17 protein-coding genes are annotated in these 22497 nt (G+C 49.2%); 10 read left to right on the top strand and 7 right to left on the bottom strand.

What is annotated here, in order from left to right:
* Positions 1 to 51 precede the first annotated feature (51 nt).
* A complete protein-coding gene (locus FOC66_RS00990; RefSeq protein WP_003745770.1) occupies positions 52 to 1443 on the top strand; it encodes a DEAD/DEAH box helicase in 1392 nt (463 codons plus the stop codon).
* A gap of 161 nt (positions 1444 to 1604) precedes the next feature.
* Here the strand turns inward: FOC66_RS00990 and acnB are convergent, their stop codons facing one another.
* Complete coding sequence (gene acnB / locus FOC66_RS00985; RefSeq protein ID WP_003745767.1) at positions 1605 to 4190, bottom strand: bifunctional aconitate hydratase 2/2-methylisocitrate dehydratase; 2586 nt, start codon at positions 4188 to 4190, stop codon at positions 1605 to 1607.
* Positions 4191 to 4391: 201 nt separating this feature from the next.
* Positions 4392 to 5429 carry a sensor histidine kinase gene (locus FOC66_RS00980; protein ID WP_172884816.1) on the bottom strand — a complete coding sequence of 346 codons (1038 nt, stop codon included), beginning with the start codon at positions 5427 to 5429 and terminating at the stop codon, positions 4392 to 4394.
* A gap of 93 nt (positions 5430 to 5522) precedes the next feature.
* Here FOC66_RS00980 and argH point away from each other — a divergent pair, with 93 nt between their 5' ends.
* Both argH and FOC66_RS00970 read left to right on the top strand, forming a co-directional pair.
* A complete protein-coding gene (gene argH, locus FOC66_RS00975; protein ID WP_003745764.1) occupies positions 5523 to 6902 on the top strand; it encodes an argininosuccinate lyase in 1380 nt (459 codons plus the stop codon).
* Positions 6903 to 7069: 167 nt separating this feature from the next.
* Complete coding sequence (locus tag FOC66_RS00970; protein ID WP_003745762.1) at positions 7070 to 7594, top strand: hypothetical protein; 525 nt, start codon at positions 7070 to 7072, stop codon at positions 7592 to 7594.
* Positions 7595 to 7644: 50 nt separating this feature from the next.
* On the opposite strand, the gene fumC is transcribed toward FOC66_RS00970, so the two are convergent.
* The gene (fumC, locus tag FOC66_RS00965; RefSeq protein WP_003745761.1) at positions 7645 to 9033 is read right to left on the bottom strand and encodes a class II fumarate hydratase; all 1389 of its coding nucleotides are present in this window, start codon (positions 9031 to 9033) and stop codon (positions 7645 to 7647) included.
* Positions 9034 to 9341: 308 nt separating this feature from the next.
* On the opposite strand from fumC, the gene FOC66_RS00960 reads away from it, so the two are divergent.
* The 7 genes from FOC66_RS00960 (at position 9342) to FOC66_RS00930 (ending at position 18066) form a co-directional block, all read left to right on the top strand.
* Positions 9342 to 11261 (top strand): TonB-dependent receptor, encoded by a 1920-nt coding sequence (locus FOC66_RS00960; protein WP_036493534.1) that lies wholly within the window; start codon positions 9342 to 9344, stop codon positions 11259 to 11261.
* Between the two features lie 57 nt (positions 11262 to 11318).
* The gene (locus tag FOC66_RS00955) at positions 11319 to 12296 is read left to right on the top strand and encodes an ABC transporter substrate-binding protein (protein ID WP_003745757.1); all 978 of its coding nucleotides are present in this window, start codon (positions 11319 to 11321) and stop codon (positions 12294 to 12296) included.
* Between the two features lie 215 nt (positions 12297 to 12511).
* The gene (locus tag FOC66_RS00950; RefSeq protein ID WP_003745755.1) at positions 12512 to 14356 is read left to right on the top strand and encodes a DUF262 domain-containing protein; all 1845 of its coding nucleotides are present in this window, start codon (positions 12512 to 12514) and stop codon (positions 14354 to 14356) included.
* 128 nt (positions 14357 to 14484) lie between these two features.
* Positions 14485 to 15282: an ABC transporter permease gene (locus FOC66_RS00945; protein ID WP_003745753.1), complete on the top strand. Its 798-nt coding sequence runs from the start codon at positions 14485 to 14487 to the stop codon at positions 15280 to 15282.
* Complete coding sequence (locus FOC66_RS00940) at positions 15282 to 15974, top strand: ATP-binding cassette domain-containing protein (protein ID WP_003745751.1); 693 nt, start codon at positions 15282 to 15284, stop codon at positions 15972 to 15974. The genes FOC66_RS00945 and FOC66_RS00940 overlap by 1 nt, the downstream gene beginning before the upstream one ends.
* Before the next feature lie 197 nt (positions 15975 to 16171).
* Entirely contained in the window at positions 16172 to 16786 is a 615-nt protein-coding gene (locus tag FOC66_RS00935) for a CadD family cadmium resistance transporter (protein ID WP_003703682.1), read from the top strand.
* A gap of 182 nt (positions 16787 to 16968) precedes the next feature.
* The gene (locus FOC66_RS00930) at positions 16969 to 18066 is read left to right on the top strand and encodes an NnrS family protein (protein WP_003745750.1); all 1098 of its coding nucleotides are present in this window, start codon (positions 16969 to 16971) and stop codon (positions 18064 to 18066) included.
* 51 nt (positions 18067 to 18117) lie between these two features.
* On the opposite strand, the gene pgi is transcribed toward FOC66_RS00930, so the two are convergent.
* From pgi to pgl, 4 genes are all read right to left on the bottom strand, one after another.
* Positions 18118 to 19761 carry a glucose-6-phosphate isomerase gene (gene pgi / locus FOC66_RS00925; RefSeq protein WP_003745746.1) on the bottom strand — a complete coding sequence of 548 codons (1644 nt, stop codon included), beginning with the start codon at positions 19759 to 19761 and terminating at the stop codon, positions 18118 to 18120.
* Between the two features lie 143 nt (positions 19762 to 19904).
* Positions 19905 to 20753 carry a DNA-binding transcriptional regulator HexR gene (hexR, locus tag FOC66_RS00920; RefSeq protein WP_003745745.1) on the bottom strand — a complete coding sequence of 283 codons (849 nt, stop codon included), beginning with the start codon at positions 20751 to 20753 and terminating at the stop codon, positions 19905 to 19907.
* 76 nt (positions 20754 to 20829) lie between these two features.
* Complete coding sequence (locus FOC66_RS00915) at positions 20830 to 21810, bottom strand: glucokinase (protein ID WP_003745741.1); 981 nt, start codon at positions 21808 to 21810, stop codon at positions 20830 to 20832.
* Complete coding sequence (pgl, locus tag FOC66_RS00910; protein ID WP_003745739.1) at positions 21791 to 22486, bottom strand: 6-phosphogluconolactonase; 696 nt, start codon at positions 22484 to 22486, stop codon at positions 21791 to 21793. Before pgl ends, FOC66_RS00915 begins: the two co-directional genes overlap by 20 nt.
* Positions 22487 to 22497 lie beyond the last annotated feature (11 nt).

Raw genomic sequence — 22497 nt, 5'->3', positions numbered from 1 at the left:
TTTCAGACGGCCTTATTATGCAAAAGGCCGTCTGAACAGAAAGCCGCTATCATGAATCCTTTCTCTTCACTCGGTTTAGGCAGCGAATTGGTCTCTGCCCTGACCGATCAGGGTTATGAAAACCCGACGCCTATCCAGGCCGCAGCCATTCCTAAGGCGTTGGCCGGACACGACCTTTTAGCCGCCGCCCAAACCGGCACAGGCAAAACCGCCGCCTTTATGCTGCCTAGCCTCGAACGCCTGAAACGCTACGCCACATCCAGCACTTCCCCGGCCATGCACCCCGTCCGCATGCTGGTATTGACCCCGACCCGCGAACTGGCTGATCAAATCGACCAAAACGTACAGGCATACATTAAAAACCTCCCTTTGCGCCACACCGTCCTCTTCGGCGGCGTCAATATGGACAAACAAACTGCCGACTTGCGCGCCGGTTGCGAAATCGTTGTTGCCACAGTTGGCCGACTGCTCGACCACGTCAAACAAAAAAACATCAATTTAAACAAAGTCGAAATCGTTGTACTCGACGAAGCCGACCGTATGCTGGATATGGGTTTCATCGACGACATCCGCAAAATCATGCAGATGTTGCCCAAACAGCGACAAACCCTGCTTTTCTCCGCCACTTTCTCACCGCCTATCCGCAAGCTTGCACAAGATTTTATGCATACGCCTGAAATGGTCGAGGTGGCCGCGCAAAATACCACCAACGCCAATGTCGAGCAACACATCATTGCCGTTGATGCACTCAAAAAACGCAATCTACTCGAACGCCTGATTGTTGATTTGCATATGAATCAAGTTATTGTTTTCTGCAAAACCAAACAAAGCGTCGATCAAGTTACCCGCGACCTCGTCCGCCGCCATATCGCCGCGCAATCCATCCACGGCGACAAATCCCAACAAAGCCGACTGGAAACCCTCAATGCCTTTAAAGAAGGCACATTACGCGTTTTGGTTGCCACCGACGTTGCCGCACGCGGCCTGGATATTGCCGAGTTGCCTTTCGTCATCAACTACGAGTTGCCGACCCAACCCGAAGACTACGTCCACCGCATCGGACGTACCGGCCGGGCTGGTGCCGATGGCGTTGCTATTTCCTTGATGGATAAAACCGAACAAAAAATGTTTGAAGCCATTAAAGAGCTGACCGGCAGCGATTTGAAAGTAGAACGCATCGAAGGCTTCGAGCCGCATTGGTGGAGCAACAGCAACCAAGATGAAGCTGAAACACACCAGAATCAACACAACGACAGTCGCTCCCGCCGTGATGACAGAAACAAACGCAGCGAATATGCGAGCAAGTCGGACAAAAACTCGAAAAAAACAGAAGACAAAAATGACCCGGGTATTGCCTGCGGCAAAATTGCTGGCAGAACACGCCGCAGCCGTCACGAGCGTCAGCCTTGCGCCTTACTCCAACCTGGTTTTGGCGTAAAATAAACCACGCTGTTTTGTACTAAAAGGCCGTCTGAAATATATCTTTCAGACAGCCTTTTATTAAACCTAAAATAAAAAGGACGTAATGAACACGTCCTTTATTTATCCGTTTCAGACGGCCTTGGTTATTTAAGGCCGTCTGAAAATCGGTTTACCTTGTTACATTAAACATTTACTTTCTCGGCTACTTCGTTGTAGCTGTCGATTTCGTTGAAGTTCATGTAGCGGTAAATTTGGTCGCCCTGCTCGTTGATGATACCGATGTTGGCTTGGTATTCTTCAACAGTCGGGATTTTACCTAGTTTGGAGCAGATTGCCGCCAACTCAGCCGAGCCGAGGTAAACGAAGGTGTTTTTACCCAAGCGGTTCGGGAAGTTACGGGTGGAAGTGGACATGACAGTCGCGCCTTCGTGTACTTGTGCTTGGTTACCCATACACAATGAGCAACCCGGCATTTCCATACGCGCGCCGGCACGGCCGAGTACGCCGTAGTGACCTTCGTCAGACAACTCTTTCGCATCCATTTTGGTCGGCGGCGCCATCCACAGGCGGACGGGGATGTCGGACTTGCCTTCCAAGAGTTTGGAAGCGGCGCGGAAGTGGCCGATGTTGGTCATACAAGAACCAATGAACACTTCGTCGATTTTAGTGCCGGAGCGTTCAGACATGAAGCACACGTCGTCAGGGTCGTTCGGGCAGGCAATAATCGGCTCTTTGATGTCGTCCATGTTGATTTCAATCACAGCGGCGTATTCGGCATCTTTATCTGCTTCGAGCAGCTCAGGATTCGCCAACCATTTTTCCATGGCTTTGATGCGGCGCTCCAAAGTGCGCGGGTCTTGATAGCCGTCGGCAATCATGTTTTTCATCAACACAATGTTGGATTTCATGTACTCGATAATCGGCTCTTTATTGAGCTTCACGGTACAGCCTGCTGCGGAGCGTTCGGCGGATGCGTCGGTCAATTCAAAAGCTTGTTCTACTTTCAAATCAGGCAGGCCTTCAATTTCGAGGATACGGCCGGAGAAGATGTTTTTCTTACCGGCTTTGGCAACGGTCAGCAAACCTTGTTTAATCGCGTACAGTGGAATGGCATTTACCAAATCGCGCAGGGTTACGCCCGGTTGCAGTTTGCCGCTGAAGCGTACCAGTACGGACTCAGGCATATCGAGTGGCATCACACCGGTGGCTGCTGCGAAAGCAACCAAGCCGGAACCGGCAGGGAAGGAAATACCGATAGGGAAACGGGTGTGGCTGTCGCCGCCGGTACCGACTGTATCAGGCAACAGCAGACGGTTGAGCCATGAGTGAATCACGCCGTCGCCTGGACGCAGGGATACACCGCCACGGGTAGAGATGAAGGCAGGCAATTCTTTATGGGTTCTGACATCGACAGGTTTCGGATAAGCGGCGGTGTGACAGAAAGACTGCATCACCATATCGGCGGAGAAGCCCAAACAAGCCAAGTCTTTCAACTCGTCGCGGGTCATCGGACCGGTAGTATCTTGCGAGCCGACAGTAGTCATGCGTGGTTCGCAGTAAGTACCCGGACGCACGCCTTTGCCTTCCGGCAAACCGCAGGCGCGACCAACCATTTTTTGGGCCAACGTGAAACCGGCTTTGCTTTCGGCAGGTGCTTGAGGCAGACGGAATTCGGTGGAAGCAGGCAGTTTCAGGGCTTCGCGCGCTTTGGCAGTCAGACCGCGACCGATAATTAGGTTGATACGGCCACCCGCTTGCACTTCGTCCAGCAATACTTGTGATTTCAAGCTGAATTCGGCAACGGTTTCACCATTTTTCACGATTTTGCCTTCATAAGGCAGGATATCGACGACATCGCCCATTTTCAGAGCTGATACATCGACTTCAATCGGCAATGCGCCGGAGTCTTCTTGAGTATTGAAGAAAATCGGTGCGATTTTGCCACCCAAGCAGACGCCGCCAAAACGTTTGTTCGGAACGAACGGGATGTCTTCGCCTGTATGCCAAATGACGGAGTTGGTCGCGGATTTGCGTGAAGAACCGGTACCGACCACGTCGCCGACGTAGGCAACCGGATGGCCTTTGGCTTTGAGTTCTTCCAACAATTTAATCGGACCGACTTCGCCCGGTTTGTCGGGCGTGATGCCGTCGCGCGGGTTTTTCAGCATGGCCAGCGCGTGCAGCGGAATATCGGGGCGGCTCCATGCATCAGGTGCAGGAGAGAGGTCGTCTGTATTGGTTTCTCCGTCGACTTTAAAGACGGTAACAGTGATTTTTTCAGGAACTTTGGCACGAGAAGTAAACCATTCGGCATCCGCCCAAGATTGCAATACTTCTTGCGCGTATTTGTTGCCTTTTTCGGCTTTTTCTTGAACATCGTGGAAAGAGTCAAACATCAACAGAGTGTGTTTCAGACCATTTGCAGCGATAGGTGCAAGTTTGTCATTGTCCAAGAGTTCGATGAGTGCATGAATGTTGTAACCGCCAAGCATGGTACCCAACAGCTCGGTAGCATACTCAGGGGAAATCAGCGGACTGGATGCGCTGCCTTCGGCAACGGCAGCCAAAAATGAGGCTTTAACTTTGGCGGCATCGTCCACACCGGGTGGTACGCGGTGAGCCAACAGCTCAACCAAGAACTCACCTTCACCGGCAGGTGGATTTTTCAGCAGCTCAACCAAATCAGCAGTCTGCTGAGCAGTCAGAGGAAGGGGGGGAATACCAAGGGCGGCGCGCTCGGCGGCGGCTTTACGATAGGCTTCTAACATCTCTTTGTTCCTTTTTCTGTTTTTTCTTCTGGGCAGTTGCAAATGATTTGCAATTAAGGATTGTGAACAATCCTTTTGACCATCATAGACCAGTTTTCAAAAAATGGGAACAGTTTATGTTGCTGAATGTAATAAATTTAAACTATTTTATTTAATGTATTAATAGTCTAACTTATCCAAAGCCGCCCTCTTCTACGCGTTTTAGCCAAACAGACGGGAAACTTCCGCTGATTTTTTACGGTATGGCAATATGATTTCAACGCGGAACAGGCCGTCTGATTGGATGCTTCTGATTTTCGCGTCGGTGTCATACATCAAAGTCAGGCGCTCTTTCAGGTTGCGTAAGGCCATAGAATTGCCTTTATGCGGCTTGGTATTTTCGTTAGGTTCTGTTCCGTACGGATTCTCGATACTGATGAAAATAGAGGATTTTTCCAATTTTGTTAATACCGTAATTATCCCTGGACGGTGGGAGGATTCGACACCATGAAATACGGCATTTTCCAAAAGCGGCTGCAGCAACAGATGCGGCGTCTCCGCATCGTCGGGCGCATGGTGTTGCCACATAACCTGTACGCGCATATGTCCCATGCGGATTTGCTCGATGGCAATATATTCCTGCGCCCACTCGATTTCCTGCCCTAAGGTGCTGTTTTGACTACCGTCGCGCAGTTGTGCACGGAACAGATTGGCCAGATTTTCCAGCAAAGTTTCCGCATCATACGGACGCAGACGGATTAAGCTGATGGCGGCATTTAGGCTGTTAAACAAGAAATGCGGACGGATACGCGCCGTCAACGCGCTCAGCCTGGCTTCGGAAATGGAAGGCGCAAGGCTGTTGCGGCGGGCTGCTTCGATGTACATGAAGCTGAAACAAAAAAAAGTCAGCAAGAAGAAGTGTTGAATCAGCGGCCACATCTCTGTCTTCAAAATCACTAGATCGACAAACAAGAAAATCAGCAGGTTGGAGACGTAGGAAACCACGACACTGTACTGCGAGCGAAGCAGGGACGGCGCAAATGCCTGTAAGAAATAGACCTTGAGTAAAATTAAGAGGATGACGGGGCAAGCCCATGAAAAATGTTGGAAAATCTGTTCCGGATAAGGCACGCCCGATACCGTCATCAACGGAAAGATAAACAAACTGATTAACAAAACAATGAGCAGGCGCACCAGAGTTGCGGAATTTCGCAAATCCGGCACTGCGAAATTCTGGTTTATTTGACGTATAATAGACATGATTTCAACCGTTTTCTTTCATAATGTATAGACGGGTCTGCTATATTGAAGACGTAGACCCTGTTTTTTTATTTATATTTTAAGGATGCTGATATGAGCAAGGACAAAACCTGGTCAGGCCGTTTTAACGAACCTGTTTCCGAGCTGGTCAAAAAATATACCGGCTCGATTGATTTTGACAAACGGCTGGCAGAATGGGACATCCAAGGCTCGCTGGCACACGCGCAAATGCTGACACAGTCGGGCGTTTTGAGCGAAGACGACCTCTCCGCCATCCGTCAGGGCATGGCCGAGATTATAGCAGAAATCAAGGAAGGAACGATTTCCTGGTCGCTGGATTTGGAAGATGTCCACATGAACATCGAACGCCGCCTCACCGACAAAATCGGCGATGCCGGTAAACGCCTGCATACCGGCCGCAGCCGCAACGACCAAGTCGCCACCGACATCCGCCTGTGGCTGCGCGATCAAATTACCGTTATTCAAAGCCTGATTCAAAACCTTCAGACGGCCTTGGTTGATTTGGCGGAGCAAAACGCGGAAACCGTCATGCCCGGCTTTACCCATCTGCAAGTTGCACAGCCGGTCAGCTTCGGGCATCACATGCTCGCCTACGTTGAAATGCTCGGCCGCGATTTCGAGCGCATGGCCGACTGTCGCAAACGCGTCAACCGTATGCCGCTCGGCGCCGCAGCCCTTGCTGGTACCACCTACCCGATTCAACGCGAAATTACCGCCGAGCTGTTGGGCTTTGAACAAATCTGCCAAAACTCGCTCGATGCCGTATCTGACCGCGATTTTGCCATTGAGTTCACCGCCGCCGCTTCCCTGATTATGGTTCACCTGAGCCGTCTTTCCGAAGAATTGATTTTGTGGATGAGTCCGCGTTTCGGCTTTATCGATATTGCCGACCGTTTCTGCACCGGCTCGTCTATCATGCCGCAAAAGAAAAACCCCGACGTACCCGAACTCGTACGTGGCAAATCCGGTCGCGTCATCGGACACCTGATCGGCTTGGTTACCCTGATGAAATCGCAACCTTTGGCATACAACAAAGACAATCAGGAAGACAAAGAGCCTTTGTTTGACACTGCCGACACGCTTATCGACACCCTGCGCATTTACGCCGACATGATGCGCGGCGTGACCGTCAAACCCGACAATATGCGTGCCGCTGTAATGCAGGGCTTTGCAACGGCTACCGACTTGGCGGACTACTTAGTGAAAAAAGGCATGCCTTTCCGCGACAGCCACGAAGTCGTTGCCCAAGCCGTGCGCCATGCCGATAAAGCAGGTGTTGATTTGAGCGAATTGCCGCTTGAAGTCCTGCAAGGTTTCAGCGGTTTGATCGCCGACGACGTTTACAGCGTGCTGACACCCGAAGGCAGCTTAAACGCGCGCAACCACTTGGGCGGCACCGCGCCTGAACAAGTCCGTTTCCAAGTGAAACGCTGGCGTAAATTGTTGGCTTAAACCCATCTAAACACATAATAAAAGGCCGTCTGAAAATTTTCAGACGGCCTTTTGATTACCTGTGTTACACTCAACCTCACAATAAAAACTGATAAAACCTAAACTTACCTTCAAACGAGAAAACACGCCTCCTGACTTTGCCGCCGTCTTCAAAAAAAGGAGCGAGGATGAAAAACATTGTCTTAAAATTGGCTATGATCTGCCTATTCAGCGGCTGCTATGCCGTATTCGTCGCCTGGGAAAATGGCGGATTCAGCCAGCTCCATGATTTCCAAGCAATAGAGCGCAACGGCATGAGCGCATACCTTCATCAAACCTCCGCCGCCACCATGCAGGCCGAAAAAAACGAGCTGTCGATTTTGCAAAACAACCAAAACAGCTTAGCCTCTTGCGTCGGCATTGAATCTTTATGCGAACACGCCAAGCCGGGCATCTGGGTTGAACATGCCAAATTCTTACAACACAAGGACACAGGCAAATTATTGGTACTTTCGTTGGACTATTTAGAAAACAATGACACCGCAAAAACCCTACACAACCGCTATTCTGCATCGCTCCTACCTCAAGCAGACAGAAAGGAAGCGTGGCATTATGCCTGGCGTACATTTTTGAGCTCAATAATGTTTCTAATGGTCGTCAATCTGATGCCAATGATTTTTGCCCTATTCGAAGAAAAGACAAGCGCAGCATAAAAACATGCCGTCTGAACACATTTTCAGACGGCATGTTTCATTATTAAAGCTTAACGCGGATGAACCATATCGGCGGGGACAACCAGTTCGTCAAACTCTTCGCCTGTCAGCAAGCCCAACTCAACGGCAGTTTCGCGCAGCGATTTGTCGTTTTTATAGGCGGTTTTGGCAACTTTGGCGGCGTTTTCGTAGCCGATTTTGCGGTTTAACGCAGTAACCAACATCAGGGAATGGTGCAGGAAATAATCGATTTTTTCTGGTACGGGTTCGATGCCGGCGGCGCAGTTTTCGTTGAAGCTGTTGCACGCATCGCCCAAGAGGCGGATGGATTGCAAGAGGTTGTAGGCGATAACGGGCATATAGACGTTCAGCTCGAAATTGCCCGACGCGCCCGCCATGCCGATGGTAACGTCGTTGCCGAACACTTGGCAGCACACCATGGTCATCGCTTCGCATTGGGTCGGGTTGACTTTGCCCGGCATGATGGACGAACCCGGCTCGTTTTCGGGGATTTTAATTTCACCCAAACCGCAGCGCGGGCCGCTTGCCAGCCAGCGGATGTCGTTGGCGATTTTGTTCAGGCTTGCCGCCAGCGTTTTCAATGCGCCCGAAGCGGCAACGGCGGCATCACGTCCGCCCAAGGCTTCAAATTTGTTCGGCGCGCTGACAAACGGCAGGCCGGACAGTTCGGCGAGTTTGGCGGCGGCTTTTTCGGCGTATTCGGGATGGCTGTTCAAACCTGTGCCGACCGCCGTGCCGCCCAAAGCGAGTTCGTATAAACCTTTGAGCGCGTCGTTCAGACGGCCTAAGCCGTGGTCAAGCTGGGAAACGTAGCCGGAAAATTCTTGTCCCAAAGTCAACGGCGTCGCATCCTGCAAATGGGTGCGGCCGATTTTGACGATGGGGGCGAATTCTTTGGCTTTTTTGTCCAATGTGTCGCGTAGGGCTTTTACCGCCGGAATGAGGTGGCGGTTGATTTCAATCGCGGCGGCGACGTGGATGGCGGTCGGGAACGCGTCGTTGGTCGATTGCGCGTGGTTCACATGGTCGTTGGGATGGACGGGCTGGTACGCCGCCAAACCCGTACCGGCGATTTCGTTGGCACGGTTCGCCAGCACTTCGTTCATGTTCATATTGGACTGCGTGCCGGAGCCGGTCTGCCAAACCACTAAAGGAAACTGCCCGTCGAGCTTGCCGTTCAACACGTCATCCGCCGCCTGCGTAATCAAATCCGCCTGCTCAGGCTTAATCCTGCCGAGGGAAACATTGGTGGCGGCGGCGGCTTTTTTCACCAGCGCCAAAGCATAAATCAGCGGCTGCGGCAGGGTTTCGCCGCCGATTTTGAAATTGTTGCAGCTACGCTGGGTCTGCGCGCCCCAATAGGCTTCGGACGGGACTTCGACATTGCCCATGGTGTCGTGTTCGGTACGGGTACTCATGCGTTTCTCCTACATTTAAACAGAAATAATAATGATTCGTAAATTTATTATACCCAGCAAAAGGCCGTCTGAAAAGAGAGAGGTTTTCAGACGGCCTTTTGCTTTATCAACCTGAAATATTAATAGAAGATAAAACCCGATTTCGGAGCAAATACAACCTGCGCCGCCGCTCCCCTCTTCTAAAAATTTTCCTCCTTGCCGATTTGTGTTCTACGTTAGGTATTTATCGACAATAAATACCTTATCGTTTCTTTACTTTGTTTCTCTCCAAGAGCATAATGAATAAAAATGATTATCAGGAGATAAAGATGAAACGAAAACATTTGGTTTACCTGTTAATGAGCGGTTTTGCCGCCGCAAACGGCTTTGCCGAAACCTTGGCAGACCCTGATGAAATCCAGCCTGTCAAAACCTTTTCCCCTCCCAAACCGATTGCACCGACCGCCGCACAAGGCTATTTCCCCGAAAACCAATTTGACCGCACCGACCGCAGCGATCATTACTTTGTTACCGAAAACATAGACCAAGCCTTCCGTCCGCTGAAAGCAAACAGCGGTTTTTACGGCAAAAGCTTTTACAATTCCATTACCGCGCAAGCGCGCGGGGCGAAAGTGTACGGCGTGGTCAACCTCAATCACACCAAGGCCAACGGCTATAAAGACGGCGACGGCAATCAAACAGATTGGAAATACAGCCGTTTTAATCAAGCTTTGGTACTCGGTTTCGTGCCGTCTGAAAATCAAGAATACCGCCTCACCTATCTACACGATGACATCAACAACGACCGCCAACCGCAGTTCGTCAATGACGCATTGGATACCGAACGCCACATCGCCAAACTCAACGCGCGTTGGGGCAATGCCGATTTGAGCAATACGGTCAGCGCGGAAGCAGGCATCATCAAACTCAAACGCCATGCCGACAATTACTCTCTGCGTCCAAACAACACGCCGCAGCAAGTATTCGTAGAGCTTGACCGCAAAGTGTACGACTTCTCACTCAAACACGATGCGGACTTTGGTAAATTCCACAACAACGTCGCCGTCAGCTACCGCAACGACAGCCAAAACGGCGAGCGCAACGCCCACACCGCCATGCGCGACTTCCTCAACGGCTACCGTTTCGCCGATGTGCACATTGACCGCTGGCGCATCGCCGATACCCTGTCTTACAAGTTCAACGACCAACACAAACTGGGTTTGGGCTTAAGCTACGAAATCAACGAAGCGGACGTACGCAAAAATACAGCGCAGCCCGCCCATCCGATGAACCGCAACCTTGCCTTCGCCTCATCGCAACAAATCTGGAAAACCCATTACGGCTACGACTTCAACGGCAAAGTTCGCCGCCATGCCTTCTCCGGCGAACTCAAATACGATTTCACGCCGTCTGAAACGCAAAAATACAGCGTTTCCCTTGCTCACTTAGAACGCATCGGCGACAACACCGAACGCTTCAACTCGCTTGCCGCCATCGTGCAAAACCGCATGAACGGCGCGTTGATGAACCAAACCCCAGCCGCCGCCATCGCAGGCAATCCCCTGCTGAAAACCGAAAAACACAACCGCATCAAGCTCAACGCCGACAGCCGCAACGACTACTACAACGGCTACATGAACTCGCTCGCAGGCGCAGGCTGGAACGTGGGCGGCACACTTGTGGCGGACAAAGTCAAAGACCTGATTATTTTTGACCGCGCCCACGGACAAAGCGGCACGGCTTCCAAAGGCGGCGGCATCATCACACGCAACGTGGACGCACGATTGTTTACCGCGCAGGCCTACGCGCGTTACAACTTCAATCCGCATTGGGCGGCAGGTATCAAAGCCACCTACAACTACGGACACAACGAAACCGACGGCAGACCGCTCTATCAAATCCGTCCGTTTGAAGCCGCCGTCCAAGCCGACTACAAAAACTACTTTGCCCACGGCAGCTACAACATCGGCGCAGCAACACGCTTTGTCGCCAAACAAACGCGCGGCGATTTTGACGCGGCAAGCGGTCTGGGCATAGACAAACGCGAAGCCGCCAAAGGCTTTACCGTTGCCGACCTTTACGCAGGCGTAAACATCAAAGACAAATACGGCTTGCGCTTGGGCGTGAACAACGTGTTCAACAAAAAATACGCCGAATACATCAGCGGCGACCACGTCCTCGCCCTGTCGCCCAGTGTAGTGTATGCACCGGGCAGGACATATTGGTTGAGTTTGCATGCGGCATTTTAAAATCAGGCCGTCTGAAAGAATGCCTGCATTGGCTTATTAAGAATTAGGAGATAAAAAATGGAACTGAAAAGACGCGATTTCTTAAAAATGACCGCCGCGCTGGCAGCCGCAGGCGTTTCGCCTTCATTGTTGGCAGCCGGTAAAGAGCAATTTACCGTGTACGGCGCACCGGCGATGCCCAGCGTTACCATTGCCGTAGCGGCGTTGCAAGGCAAGCTGGCGAAACAGGCGGATGTATCGCTGAAAATTTGGCGTTCGCCCGATCAACTGCGTGCAGGCGTAGCAAGCGGACAATTTAAAGTCATGATGAGTCCGAGCAATGTCGGCGTGAACCTGCGCAACCAAGGGCAGAAAGTCGGCATGGTGAATATTTTGACCAACGGCATCACGCAGCTGATGTGCAAAGGCAGCGCGATTACCTCGCCGCAGGATTTGGTCGGCAAAAAAATCCTTGTGCCATTTAAAAACGACATGCCCGACATCGTGCTGCAAGCTTTGTTGAAAAAACTGAAAATCGACGCACACAAAGTCGGCATCACTTACACTGCCACACCGCCCGAAGCAGTCGGACTGTTTTTGAGCAAGGACTACCACGCCGCCATCCTGCCAGAACCGATGGCAACCGCCAGCCTACTGAAAGGCAAAACCATGGGGGTAAACGTCGTGCGCGGCTTTGACTTGGTGAAAGCATGGGGACAGGCGTTTGACACCAAACCGCTGATTCCGATGGCAGGCATCATCGCCAACGAAGAATATTTCCACGCGCACAAAGCGCAGTTCGACCTCTTCCATCAGGATTTGAAAAACGCGCTCAACTGGATACTCGCCAACCGCCAAAGCGCCGCGAAAATCGGCAAAAACTACCTCCCCGCCCCCGAACCCGCCCTAGTCATGGGCTTGGACGGCGCGCGGCTGACGGTAACCAAAGGCAGCGAAGTGAAAAACGAGATTTTGAAGTTTTACGAAATCCTAATGCAGTTCAACCCAAAACTTTTAGGCGGCAAGCTGCCGGATAACGGGTTCTTCTTGGCTTAAAATGGGAGAGAGGCCGTCTGAAAGTGTAGAATAGTCGTGAGTATTCAATCTTCTATTTTCAGACGGCTCATCAAGGCATTAGTTAACTGAATAGCTTAGGAAAAATTTTAATACACAAAATAAAGTTTAGAAAATATGTAACGATTACCTTGATAAATATATTCTAAAAACATACATAATGTTATAATTTAATTTTATAAAACCCAAGGAAAATAATGAGTAACTTTAAAAACAAAATTGAAGCACATCATAGAAATGTATTTGATGTATTAAATGAACAAAAATATACAGTAGATTTTTTTCAGCGTGAATACAGTTGGGAAAAAAAACATATTGAAGCATTAGTTACTGATTTAACGTCTACTTTTCTTACAGAATATACATCTGGAGATAAACGAGAGGAAGGAGAAAAATATAATAACTATTATCTTGGTCCATTTGTAGTAAGTTTAAAAGATGGAAAACGCAGTATTATTGATGGGCAGCAGCGTCTAACTTCACTTACTTTATTTTTAATTTATCTCAATAATTTACAAAAAGAATTGAATCAATCAGAAAAGATCGAATCAATGATTTTTTCAGAACTTCGTGGAAATAAGTCTTTTAATATTACAGTAGAAGAAAGAGTTACCTGCCTTGAAGCATTATTTAATCATGGTGAATATAATCCACATGAAGATGATGATGAATCAACAATAAACATGGCAAAGCGTTATCAGGATATAGTGGAGGCATTTCCCGAAGAGTTAAAAAATGAAGCTTTTCCATTCTTTATAGATTGGCTAAAGTATAACGTTATTATGGTAGAAATTATTGCATATTCAGATGAAAATGCTTATACCATTTTTGAAACCATGAATGATCGAGGATTAAATCTTACACCATCTGAGATGTTGAAAGGATTTATTTTATCTAGATTTAAAAATTCTGATAAACGAAAGCTATCTAATGAGCAATGGAAGAAAGCGATGATAGACCTTAAATCCTTTGAAAGGGATGAAGAACAGAGATTTTTCCAATCTTGGTTAAGAGCTAAGTATGCTGATAGTATTCGTTCAGGTGGAGTAGGTTCACAAAATGAGGATTTTGAAAAAATAGGGACTCGTTTTCATAGCTGGGTTAGAGATAATCTAAAGAAAATTGGGTTAGATGAGAATGATGACCAAACTTTTGAAAATTTTATTCAAAAAGATTTCAAATTCTATTTGAAATCTTATATTAAGATTCTTAATGCAGAAAAAACGCTAACCACAGGACTTGAGTATGTTTATTATATAAATCAATGGGGTATTGCTCCAACATTAAGTTTTCCATTAATGCTTTCTCCATTAAATCTTTCCGATAGTGAAGAAATAGTTTGTAGGAAAATAAATATAGTTGCACGTTATATTGAAACATTTGTTGTAAAACGCTCCATTAACTTTAGGAAATTTTCAGCAAATTCAATTCGTTATACCATGTATCTTTTAGTTAAAGATATTAGAGGAAAAAATATTGATGAACTGAAAGCCATACTCTCTAAGAAACTTTCTGAAATGCAAGAATCATTTAATGGGATGGCTGACTTCCGACTTCATGGACAAAATTATAGATTCGTAAAATTTTTACTTTCTCGTATTACTGCTTGGGTTGAACAGAAAGCGGGAATAAATACGAATTTTGTAAGTTATTTCCAGCCAGAGTCAGGAAAACCTTTTGAAGTAGAGCATATTTGGGCTGATAAATTTTTAGATCATACTGATGAGTTTAAGCAAGAACATGAGTTCAAACAATACCGAAATAAAATTGGTGATTTGGTATTATTACCAAGGGGTATAAATCAATCTTATGGGGATTTACCATATGAAAAAAAACATACTCACTATATAAAAGAAAATTTATTGGTAAAATCACTTTGTCCGTTGGCATATGAGAAAAATCCTAATTTCATCAATCCAACAAATGAATTAAATTTACCATTTCGAGCTCATACCGAATTTAAAAAGAAAGATATTGATGAAAGACAAAAACTTTATCAAGCTATTTGTGAGCAAATTTGGGATCATGAATTAAAAAACTAGAAATCATAAAAATTGCTAAATTCAAAAAGTAAGTATAGGTTGGGTTACGGTGTTCCATCTAACCCAATCACCATTTTTTCAGATGATCTACCGTCCCCAAACCATCCCCTTCAACCAACACTCAAACCATGATTAAAACCGACAAAATACGCAAACCGCAGCCTGCGGTGTTTTACATCATCGACTACCTTTGGAGCGGCTTTGCCGGTTTGAGCGTGGCGATGGTGGTAGTGGCGTTGTGGGCGTGGGGCAGTGCCGTGTTCGGCGAGTTTATGCTGCCTGCGCCGGTGGAGGTGTTTCAAAAGTCTTTAGATTTATTGAAACATTTTCAGGAAAACGAAATCGGGATTTCGCTGTGGCGTTCTGTGGTGGGCATTTCGGTTGCTTTGGTAGCAGGACTAGCGGCGGGGCTGGTGGCGGGCAGTTTTAAGACGGCGATGGCGTTGCTTAAGCCTGTGATTACGGTTTTGTTGGCGATGCCGCCGATTATTTGGGTGGTGATGGCGTTGTTTTGGTTCGGTTTCGGCAATCCGAGCGTGCTGTTTACCATCATTGTCTTGGTTGCGCCGCTGACGTTTGCGAGTGCGGCAGTCGGAATGGCGAGCGTGAACAAGCAGCATGAGGAGTTGTTTGACGCTTATAAATTAGGCCGTCTGAAAAAAATCCGTTATCTGTATATCCCGCACCTGACGGGCTATGTGATTTCCAGCATCGGCGTGGCGGTGGCGATGGGGGTGAAGGTAGTGATTATGGCGGAACTCTTGGGCGCGAGCGAAGGCGTGGGCGCGCGTATTGCGGACGCGAGGGCGATGCTGGAGACTTCGACGGTGATGGCTTATGTGGTGTTGGTTATCGTGTTTGTGTCGCTGTTTGAATACCTGATTACCAAGCCTTTGGAAATTTTGTTTATGCCGTGGAGAAGATGATGCTCCGTCTTGAAAACGTGCGTTTTGAAATTCTCCGTGACCCCATCGTGCGCGATTTCAGTTTGAATCTGCAACATGGCGAAGTAAAAGCTTTATTCGGGCCGAGCGGCTGCGGCAAGACGACGGTTTTGCGATTGATTGCCGGTTTGGAAACGCCAAAATCGGGCACGATACGCAATACTTTCCGCAAAACGGGTTTTCTGTTTCAGGAAAATCGCCTGCCTGAAAACTTGACCGCGATGCAGAATATCGCGATTTTTATGGACAAACCCGATGAAGGCGAAATCATCGCACTGGCGGCGAAAGTCGGGCTGACTGCGGGCGATTTGAACAAATATCCGACCGAGTTGTCCGGCGGCATGGCGAAACGGGTGGCGTTTTTGCGCCTGCTGCTGTGCGGCTGCGACCTAGCCTTGCTGGACGAGCCGTTTGTCGGTTTGGACCGCGATTTGCGCGATATTTTGGTTGCCATGCTGGTGGAAAAAATCGAGCGGCAGGGCATGGCGTGTATGCTGGTAACGCACGACCGCTTTGAAGCCGCGCGCCTAAGCCATGAAATCATGCTGCTTTCCGCTAAGGGCATGAACGTGCAAAACGTAATTACCCTGCCCTCGCCGCTGTCCGAACGCGATTCTGCTTTTGAAGAAGCAGTGGTGGCAAGGGAGTTTCAGGGGATTCATTATTATGAATAATACGGGCATTTGAGTATCTGACGAACCTTGCGGTTCGTTTCCCTAACCCTCTCCCACGGGGCGAGGGCCAGGGAGAGGGTAAGCAAGCCGTAGGCTTGCCTCTTTAGCGAAAGATACGAATCTGTTATCCGAACGCGATTCGGTTTTTGAAAAAGCCGTGGTACCAAGGAGGCAGGGGATTCATTATGAGGTGCTTTATGTTTTCGACTGTGATTACTGCTGCTGTTTTATATATTGCTACAGCAGTAGATTTGTTGGTAATACTATTAATATTTTTTGCTAGAGCAAATACTAGAAAAGAATATCGAGATATTTATATCGGACAATATTTAGGTTCTGTAATTTTAATATTAGTTAGTTTATTTCTAGCTTTTGTTTTGAATTATGTTCCGGAAAAATGGGTGTTGGGTTTATTAGGTTTAATACCGATTTACTTAGGTATTAAAGTTGCTATTTACGACGATTGTGAGGGCGAAAAAAGAGCTAAAAAAGAATTGGATGAAAAAGGGTTGTCAAAATTAGTCGGTATTGTTGCTTTGGTTACAGTTGCTAGTTGTGGTGCAGATAATATTGGACTTTTTGTTCCTTACTTTGTGACTTTAGATCTTGTCGACTTATTAGTTACTCTTCTTGTATTTTTAATATTGATTTTTGTTTTAGTATATACAGCACAAAGATTGGCTAATATTTCAGGTGTTGGTGAAATTGTAGAGAAGTTTAGTCGTTGGATAATGGCTGTTATTTATATTGGTTTAGGGTTATTTATTATTATTGAAAATAATACAATTCGAACAATAATATCAATAATATGAATGATACGGGCATTTGAGTATCTGACAAACCTTGCGGTTCGTTGCCCTCTCCCTAACCCACAGGGAGAGGGTTAGAGAGAGGGCAAGCAGGCCACAGGCTTGCCTCTTTGGCAAAAGATACGGCCCTGTCCACCCAATAAACCCATATCCGAAAGCATCTTCATGCAGAATCAAGCCAAGCCATGAATAAATTTTTCACCCACCCCATGCGGCCGTTTTTCGTCGGCGCAGCGGTGCTTGCCATACTCGGCGCGGTGGTCTTTTTCATCAGCCCCGGAGCCGTCATTTTGCACCGCCAAATCTTCTTGGAACTCATGCTGCCTGCGGCATATGGTGGTTTTTTGACTGCCGCCATGCTCGAATGGACGGGCTATCAAGGCAGTCTGAAACCTGTCGCTACTTTGATGGCGGCATTGTTGCTTGCCGCATCCATCCTGCTGCCGTTTGCGCCGCAACCTGCCTCGTTTTTCGTTGCTGCCTATTGGCTGGTGTTGCTGCTGTTTTGCGCCTGGCTGATTTGGCTCGACCGCAACACTGACAACTTCGCCCTGTTAATGCTGCTTGCCGCGTTTACCGTTTTTCAGACGGCCTATGCCGCGACTGGCGATTTAAACCTGTTGCGCGCGCAAGTGCATCTGAACATGGCAGCGGTGATGTTCGTATCCGTCCGCGTCAGCGTCCTTCTGGGTGCGGAAGCTCTTAAAGAATGTCGTCTGAAAGACCCCGTATTCATCCCCAACGTCGTCTATAAAAACATCGCCATTACCTTCCTGCTGCTGCACGCCGCCGCCGAACTTTGGCTGCCCGCGCAAACCGCCGGTTTTACCGCGCTTGCCGTCGGCTTCATTCTGCTCGCCAAGCTGCGTGAGCTTCACCATCACGAACTCCTGCACAAACACTACGTCCGCACTTATTACCTGCTCCAGCTTTTTGCCGCTGCAGGCTATCTGTGGACAGGCACGGCGAAACTGCAAAACCTGCCCGCCTCCACGCCCCTGCATCTGATTACACTCGGCGGCATGATGGGCGGCGTGATGATGGTGTGGCTGACCGCCGGATTATGGCACAGCGGTTTTACCAAACTCGACTACCCAAAACTCTGCCGCATTGCCGTTCCCCTGCTCTTTATGGCCGCCGTCTCGCGCACCTTTTTAATGAACGTGAACCCGATATTTTTCATTACCATCCCCGCGATTCTGACCATCGTCGTATTCGTACTGTATCTTTTCACATTTGTACCGATATTTCGGGAAAATGCGTTTACGGATGATCCGGAATAAAACAAAAGGCCGTCTGAAAGTTTCAGACGACCTTAGCTTTAAATAAATGCTTTATTTGTTGGCGTTCAAATAAAGATTAATCAGACGTGTAGTCGAGCTGTCGTGTTTTTGCACTTCAGTCTCGCCGTTCAATTCGGCAAGAATGGTTTTAGCCAGTTGTTTGCCGAGTTCTACGCCCCATTGGTCAAAGCTGTTGATGCCCCAAATAATGCCTTGAACGAAGGTTTTGTGTTCGTACATGGCAATCAGGCTACCCATATTGCGCGGGTTGATTTTGTCCATGAGGATGAGGTTGGTCGGGCGGTTGCCTGAGAAGGTTTTGTGCGGAACCAGCTCTTCGATGCGCTCTGCTTCCATGCCTTGGGCTTTGAGTTCGGCGCGGACTTCGTCTGGGGTTTTGCCGCGCATAAAGGCTTCGGCTTGGGCAAAGACGTTGGCCAACAGGATTTCGTGATGGCCTTGCAAATTGCTGCGTTTTTCAAGCGAGGCGATGAGGTCAATCGGCGTGATGTGCGTACCTTGGTGCAGCAGCTGGAAGAATGCGTGCTGGCCGTTGATACCGGTTTCGCCCCAAATAATCGGGGAAGTTTCGTAACCGACCGGTTTGCCGTCAAGGGTCACTTGTTTGCCGTTGCTCTCCATATCGAGCTGCTGGATGAATTTGGGCAGGCGGTGGAGGTGTTGGTCGTAAGGGGCGATGACGTGGCTGCCGCCGCCGTAGTAGTTGATGTACCAGATGCCGATGAGGGCAAGGATGACGGGCATGTTGCGCTCTAGCGGCGTATTGATGAAGTGTTGGTCCATCAGGTGCGCGCCGTTGAGCATTTCGATGAAGTTCTCTTCGCCGAGATACAGCATAATCGGCAGGCCGATAGCTGACCAAAGACTGTATCGTCCGCCGACCCAGTCCCAAAATTCAAACATATTGGCGGTATCGATACCGAATTCGGCTACGGCTTTTTGGTTGGTCGATACAGCAACGAAGTGTTTGGCCACGGCGCTTTCATCGCCTGCATGATCCAAGAACCATTTACGCGCGGTCAGGGCGTTGGTCAGGGTTTCTTGGGTGGTGAAGGTTTTGGAGGCGATGATGAAGAGGGTGGTCTCGGGGTGGACTTTGGACAATACGTCGCGCAGTTGGGAGCCGTCCACGTTGGAGACGAAGTGCATGTTCAAACGCGGATGGCCGAATTGTTTGAGCGCGGTACACATCATCAGCGGACCGAGGTCGGAGCCGCCGATACCGATGTTGACGACGTCGGTGATGACTTGGTTGGTATAGCCCAACCAGCTGCCACTGCGGACTTCGTGTGCAAATTCGCCCATGCGTTGCAGGACATGGTTGACTTTAGGCATCACATCTTCGCCGTCTACGACGATGGGGGCGTTGGTGCGGTTACGCAGGGCGACGTGGAGAACGGCGCGGTTTTCCGTTGTATTGATTTTTTCACCGTGGAACATTTGCTGCATCCGTTCCGGTACGCCTGCTTCACGCGCCAGCTCGAACAACAGTGCCATGGTTTCATCGTTGATACGGTTTTTGGAATAATCCAGTGTCAGGCCGCCGACTTGCAGCCAGTAACGCTCGGCACGTTCGGGATCTTGATCGAACATTTCGCGCATGTGTTGTTCTTTGGTTTCGTCAAAATGTATCCATAATTTTGACCAAGCCGGTAAATCGTGAAGGTGTTTCATCGGATGCTCTCCTGGATAGTGGACAGTTTTGTTGAGAAAACGGCCGTGAGGTCGTCTGAAACGGGAACGGGATGGTTTCCGTTTTTTGAGGTTTCAGACGGCCTGGATATGGGACGAGGCCGTCTGAAAATGTCAGTGAAGAATCAATCTTTATCGTATTCGATGTGTTTGTTGTGTATGCTTTTCTTACTTTTTTGCAGTTGCGTGCTGGCGGTATCGCCCAAGCGTAAGGCCAAGCCGATGGCAAGAATGTCGATAACGGCCAATTGCAGAAGACGGGACACCATAGGCGTATAAAGCTCGGCATTTTCCTGAGTGGCAATGCTCAATACGCAATCGGCCATTTGGGCCAACGGCGAATCATTGCGGGTCAGTGCGATAACGGATGCGCCGTTTTCTTTGGCGATACTGGCCGCGTCCAGCAATTCGATAGACGAGCCGGTATTGGAAATCGCCACCAGCACATCCTGCTCGGTCAATACGGAAGCCGCCATCAGCTGGGTATGCGTATCGACATAAGCAACAGTGGACATGCCGAAGCGGAAAAATTTGTGTTGCGCGTCTTGGGCTACGATGCCGGAGTTGCCGACACCATAAAACTCAACGCGTCGCGCGTGCATCAGAATGGCAATCGCGTTTTCCAGCTCGGATTCTTTCAGGAAGCGGCGCTCGCCCAAGAGGGAGGCTGCGGCATTGCCCAATACTTTTTCAACCACGCTGCCCATGTTGTCATCGGCGTTTAATTCTTCATGAACGTAAGGCATGCCTTCGTGGCCGATGCTGGCAGACAAAGCAAGTTTGAACTCAGGCAAGCCTTTGTAACCCAGGCTGCGGCAGAAACGGATTACTGTCGGCTGACTGACGGACGCACGCTCGGCAATTTCCGCCACAGCGGCATGAACGAACCATTTCGGCTCGGCCAGCGCAGATTCAGCAACTTTGCGTTCTGCGCCGGAGAGGTTGGACAATGATTCGCTGATTTTGCTTAACATATACTCTACCCTTTGATTTTTTGACGTTCAGGACAAGGGTTTTCTCCACCCCTGCCCTGCACCGCCGTTTGTGTGTTTAAACGTTATTTAAATGATTGTCTAATGCCGCCGCTGCGCCGACGATGCCCGGAAACTCGCTCAATACGACATACACGGGAATAGCGGCAAGATAAGCCTCAAAGCGACCTTTATTTTCAAAGCGGCTGCGGAACGGGGACGTTTTAAAGTAATCCAACACGCGCGGGATAATGCCGCCGCACAAATACACGCCGCCGCGCGCACCCAATGACAAAGCCAAATTGGAAGCAACCGTACCCAGCATGGCGCAGAAAATATCCAAAGTCTGACGGCAAAGCGGAGAAGTCCCGCTCAATGCCTTATCGGTAATTTCAGACGGCTTCAGACGGTATTGCTTGATGTTGTCGCGTTTGGCCAATGCCTCGTAAATCAGGCTCAAACCTGCGCCGCTCAAGAAACGCTCGGCAGAAACATGACCGTATTTGTTTTTAGCGTATTGCCAAATCAACACTTCCATATCGTCAAACGGCGGAAAACTGGTATGGCCGCCCTCGCCTGACAAAGCCACCCAGCCTGCGGCGCTGTGCACCAAACCGCTGACACCCAAACCTGTACCCGGGCCGATAACGGCTTTAGGCGCAAATTCGATGGGCTTTTGCCCGCCGATTTGTACCAGGTCTTTCTTTTCGGTTTTGGTCACTGCCAAAGCTTGGGCGGTAAAGTCGTTCAACAGAATCAAGGTTTCCAAACCCAAAGCCTGACGGGTGGTCTCGATGGAAAACGCCCAGTGGTGGTTGGTCATTTGCACCCAATCGCCCAAAATCGGATTGGCAATCGCAAAGGCGGCGTGCAAAACTTTCGGGCTGCCTGCGCGTTCCAAATAAGTTTTAGCGGCATCAACGACAGTATCGTAATCTTTGCATGGTAAAACTTCAGCCTTCTCAATCACTTGCGGGGCAGTTTCAAGCGCAAAACGGGCATTCGTACCGCCGATGTCGGCGACCAGGCGGGGATAAGCTTCAGTGTGCATAGTAGACATGGCAGTTAATTCCTTGATGATTGAGAATCAGGCTGGTCGGATATTCGGTATCGGCCCTTGCGGCAGCTTTATCAAATACTGCTTTTTTCTCTGCGCCTTGAATGGCCAAAAACACATTCGGCGTTTTGGCAATCGCACCCAAAGTCATGCTTACGCGCTCATGCGGCGCGGTAACCGGCGTGGTATGAATCAATGTCGGGTCATCGGCTTCATTGATTGCGGCCTGTAATTGAGGCGCTTGAGGGAACAACGACGCCGTATGTCCGTCTGAACCCATGCCCAACACCAGCACGTCAGGTTGCTTGTAATGTTTCAATGCGTAAGCAACAACAACTTCTGGTTGTAATTCAGTTTCAGATTTTCCGTCTTCAACAACCGGAATCCATGTGGCAACGGCCGCGTTATTTTTGAGCAGATATTCGCGCACCAGGCCCGTATTGCTGTCGGCATGCGTGGTCGGGACAATACGCTCGTCCACCAAAGTAATGCCGATGTTTTGCCAATTTAAATCTTTTTGCGACAAAGCCTCGAAAAACGCAATCGGCGAACGACCGCCGGAAACGGCCAAAACCGCATGGTCTTTCTCATTCAATGCGGTTTGCAGTGCGGCGGCAACGGCATCGGCCAAAGCTTGCGCGGCAGTTGCAGCGTTTTCTTGTTCGTGCCAAACAAACATGTTTCGTCCTT

This window comes from Neisseria mucosa, assembly GCF_013267835.1.
In the GTDB taxonomy this organism is placed as follows: domain Bacteria; phylum Pseudomonadota; class Gammaproteobacteria; order Burkholderiales; family Neisseriaceae; genus Neisseria.
This window is presented reverse-complemented; position numbering and strand designations above follow the sequence as displayed.

Bases quoted from the DNA above. Each gene is read 5' to 3' on its own strand.
- FOC66_RS00990 (WP_003745770.1), top strand. From the start codon at position 52: ATGAATCCTTTCTCTTCACTCGGTTTAGGCAGCGAATTGGTCTCTGCC.
- acnB (WP_003745767.1), bottom strand. From the start codon at position 4,190: ATGTTAGAAGCCTATCGTAAAGCCGCCGCCGAGCGCGCCGCCCTTGGT.
- FOC66_RS00980 (WP_172884816.1), bottom strand. From the start codon at position 5,429: ATGTCTATTATACGTCAAATAAACCAGAATTTCGCAGTGCCGGATTTG.
- argH (WP_003745764.1), top strand. From the start codon at position 5,523: ATGAGCAAGGACAAAACCTGGTCAGGCCGTTTTAACGAACCTGTTTCC.
- FOC66_RS00970 (WP_003745762.1), top strand. From the start codon at position 7,070: ATGAAAAACATTGTCTTAAAATTGGCTATGATCTGCCTATTCAGCGGC.
- fumC (WP_003745761.1), bottom strand. From the start codon at position 9,033: ATGAGTACCCGTACCGAACACGACACCATGGGCAATGTCGAAGTCCCG.
- FOC66_RS00960 (WP_036493534.1), top strand. From the start codon at position 9,342: ATGAAACGAAAACATTTGGTTTACCTGTTAATGAGCGGTTTTGCCGCC.
- FOC66_RS00955 (WP_003745757.1), top strand. From the start codon at position 11,319: ATGGAACTGAAAAGACGCGATTTCTTAAAAATGACCGCCGCGCTGGCA.
- FOC66_RS00950 (WP_003745755.1), top strand. From the start codon at position 12,512: ATGAGTAACTTTAAAAACAAAATTGAAGCACATCATAGAAATGTATTT.
- FOC66_RS00945 (WP_003745753.1), top strand. From the start codon at position 14,485: ATGATTAAAACCGACAAAATACGCAAACCGCAGCCTGCGGTGTTTTAC.
- FOC66_RS00940 (WP_003745751.1), top strand. From the start codon at position 15,282: ATGCTCCGTCTTGAAAACGTGCGTTTTGAAATTCTCCGTGACCCCATC.
- FOC66_RS00935 (WP_003703682.1), top strand. From the start codon at position 16,172: ATGTTTTCGACTGTGATTACTGCTGCTGTTTTATATATTGCTACAGCA.
- FOC66_RS00930 (WP_003745750.1), top strand. From the start codon at position 16,969: ATGAATAAATTTTTCACCCACCCCATGCGGCCGTTTTTCGTCGGCGCA.
- pgi (WP_003745746.1), bottom strand. From the start codon at position 19,761: ATGAAACACCTTCACGATTTACCGGCTTGGTCAAAATTATGGATACAT.
- hexR (WP_003745745.1), bottom strand. From the start codon at position 20,753: ATGTTAAGCAAAATCAGCGAATCATTGTCCAACCTCTCCGGCGCAGAA.
- FOC66_RS00915 (WP_003745741.1), bottom strand. From the start codon at position 21,810: ATGTCTACTATGCACACTGAAGCTTATCCCCGCCTGGTCGCCGACATC.
- pgl (WP_003745739.1), bottom strand. From the start codon at position 22,486: ATGTTTGTTTGGCACGAACAAGAAAACGCTGCAACTGCCGCGCAAGCT.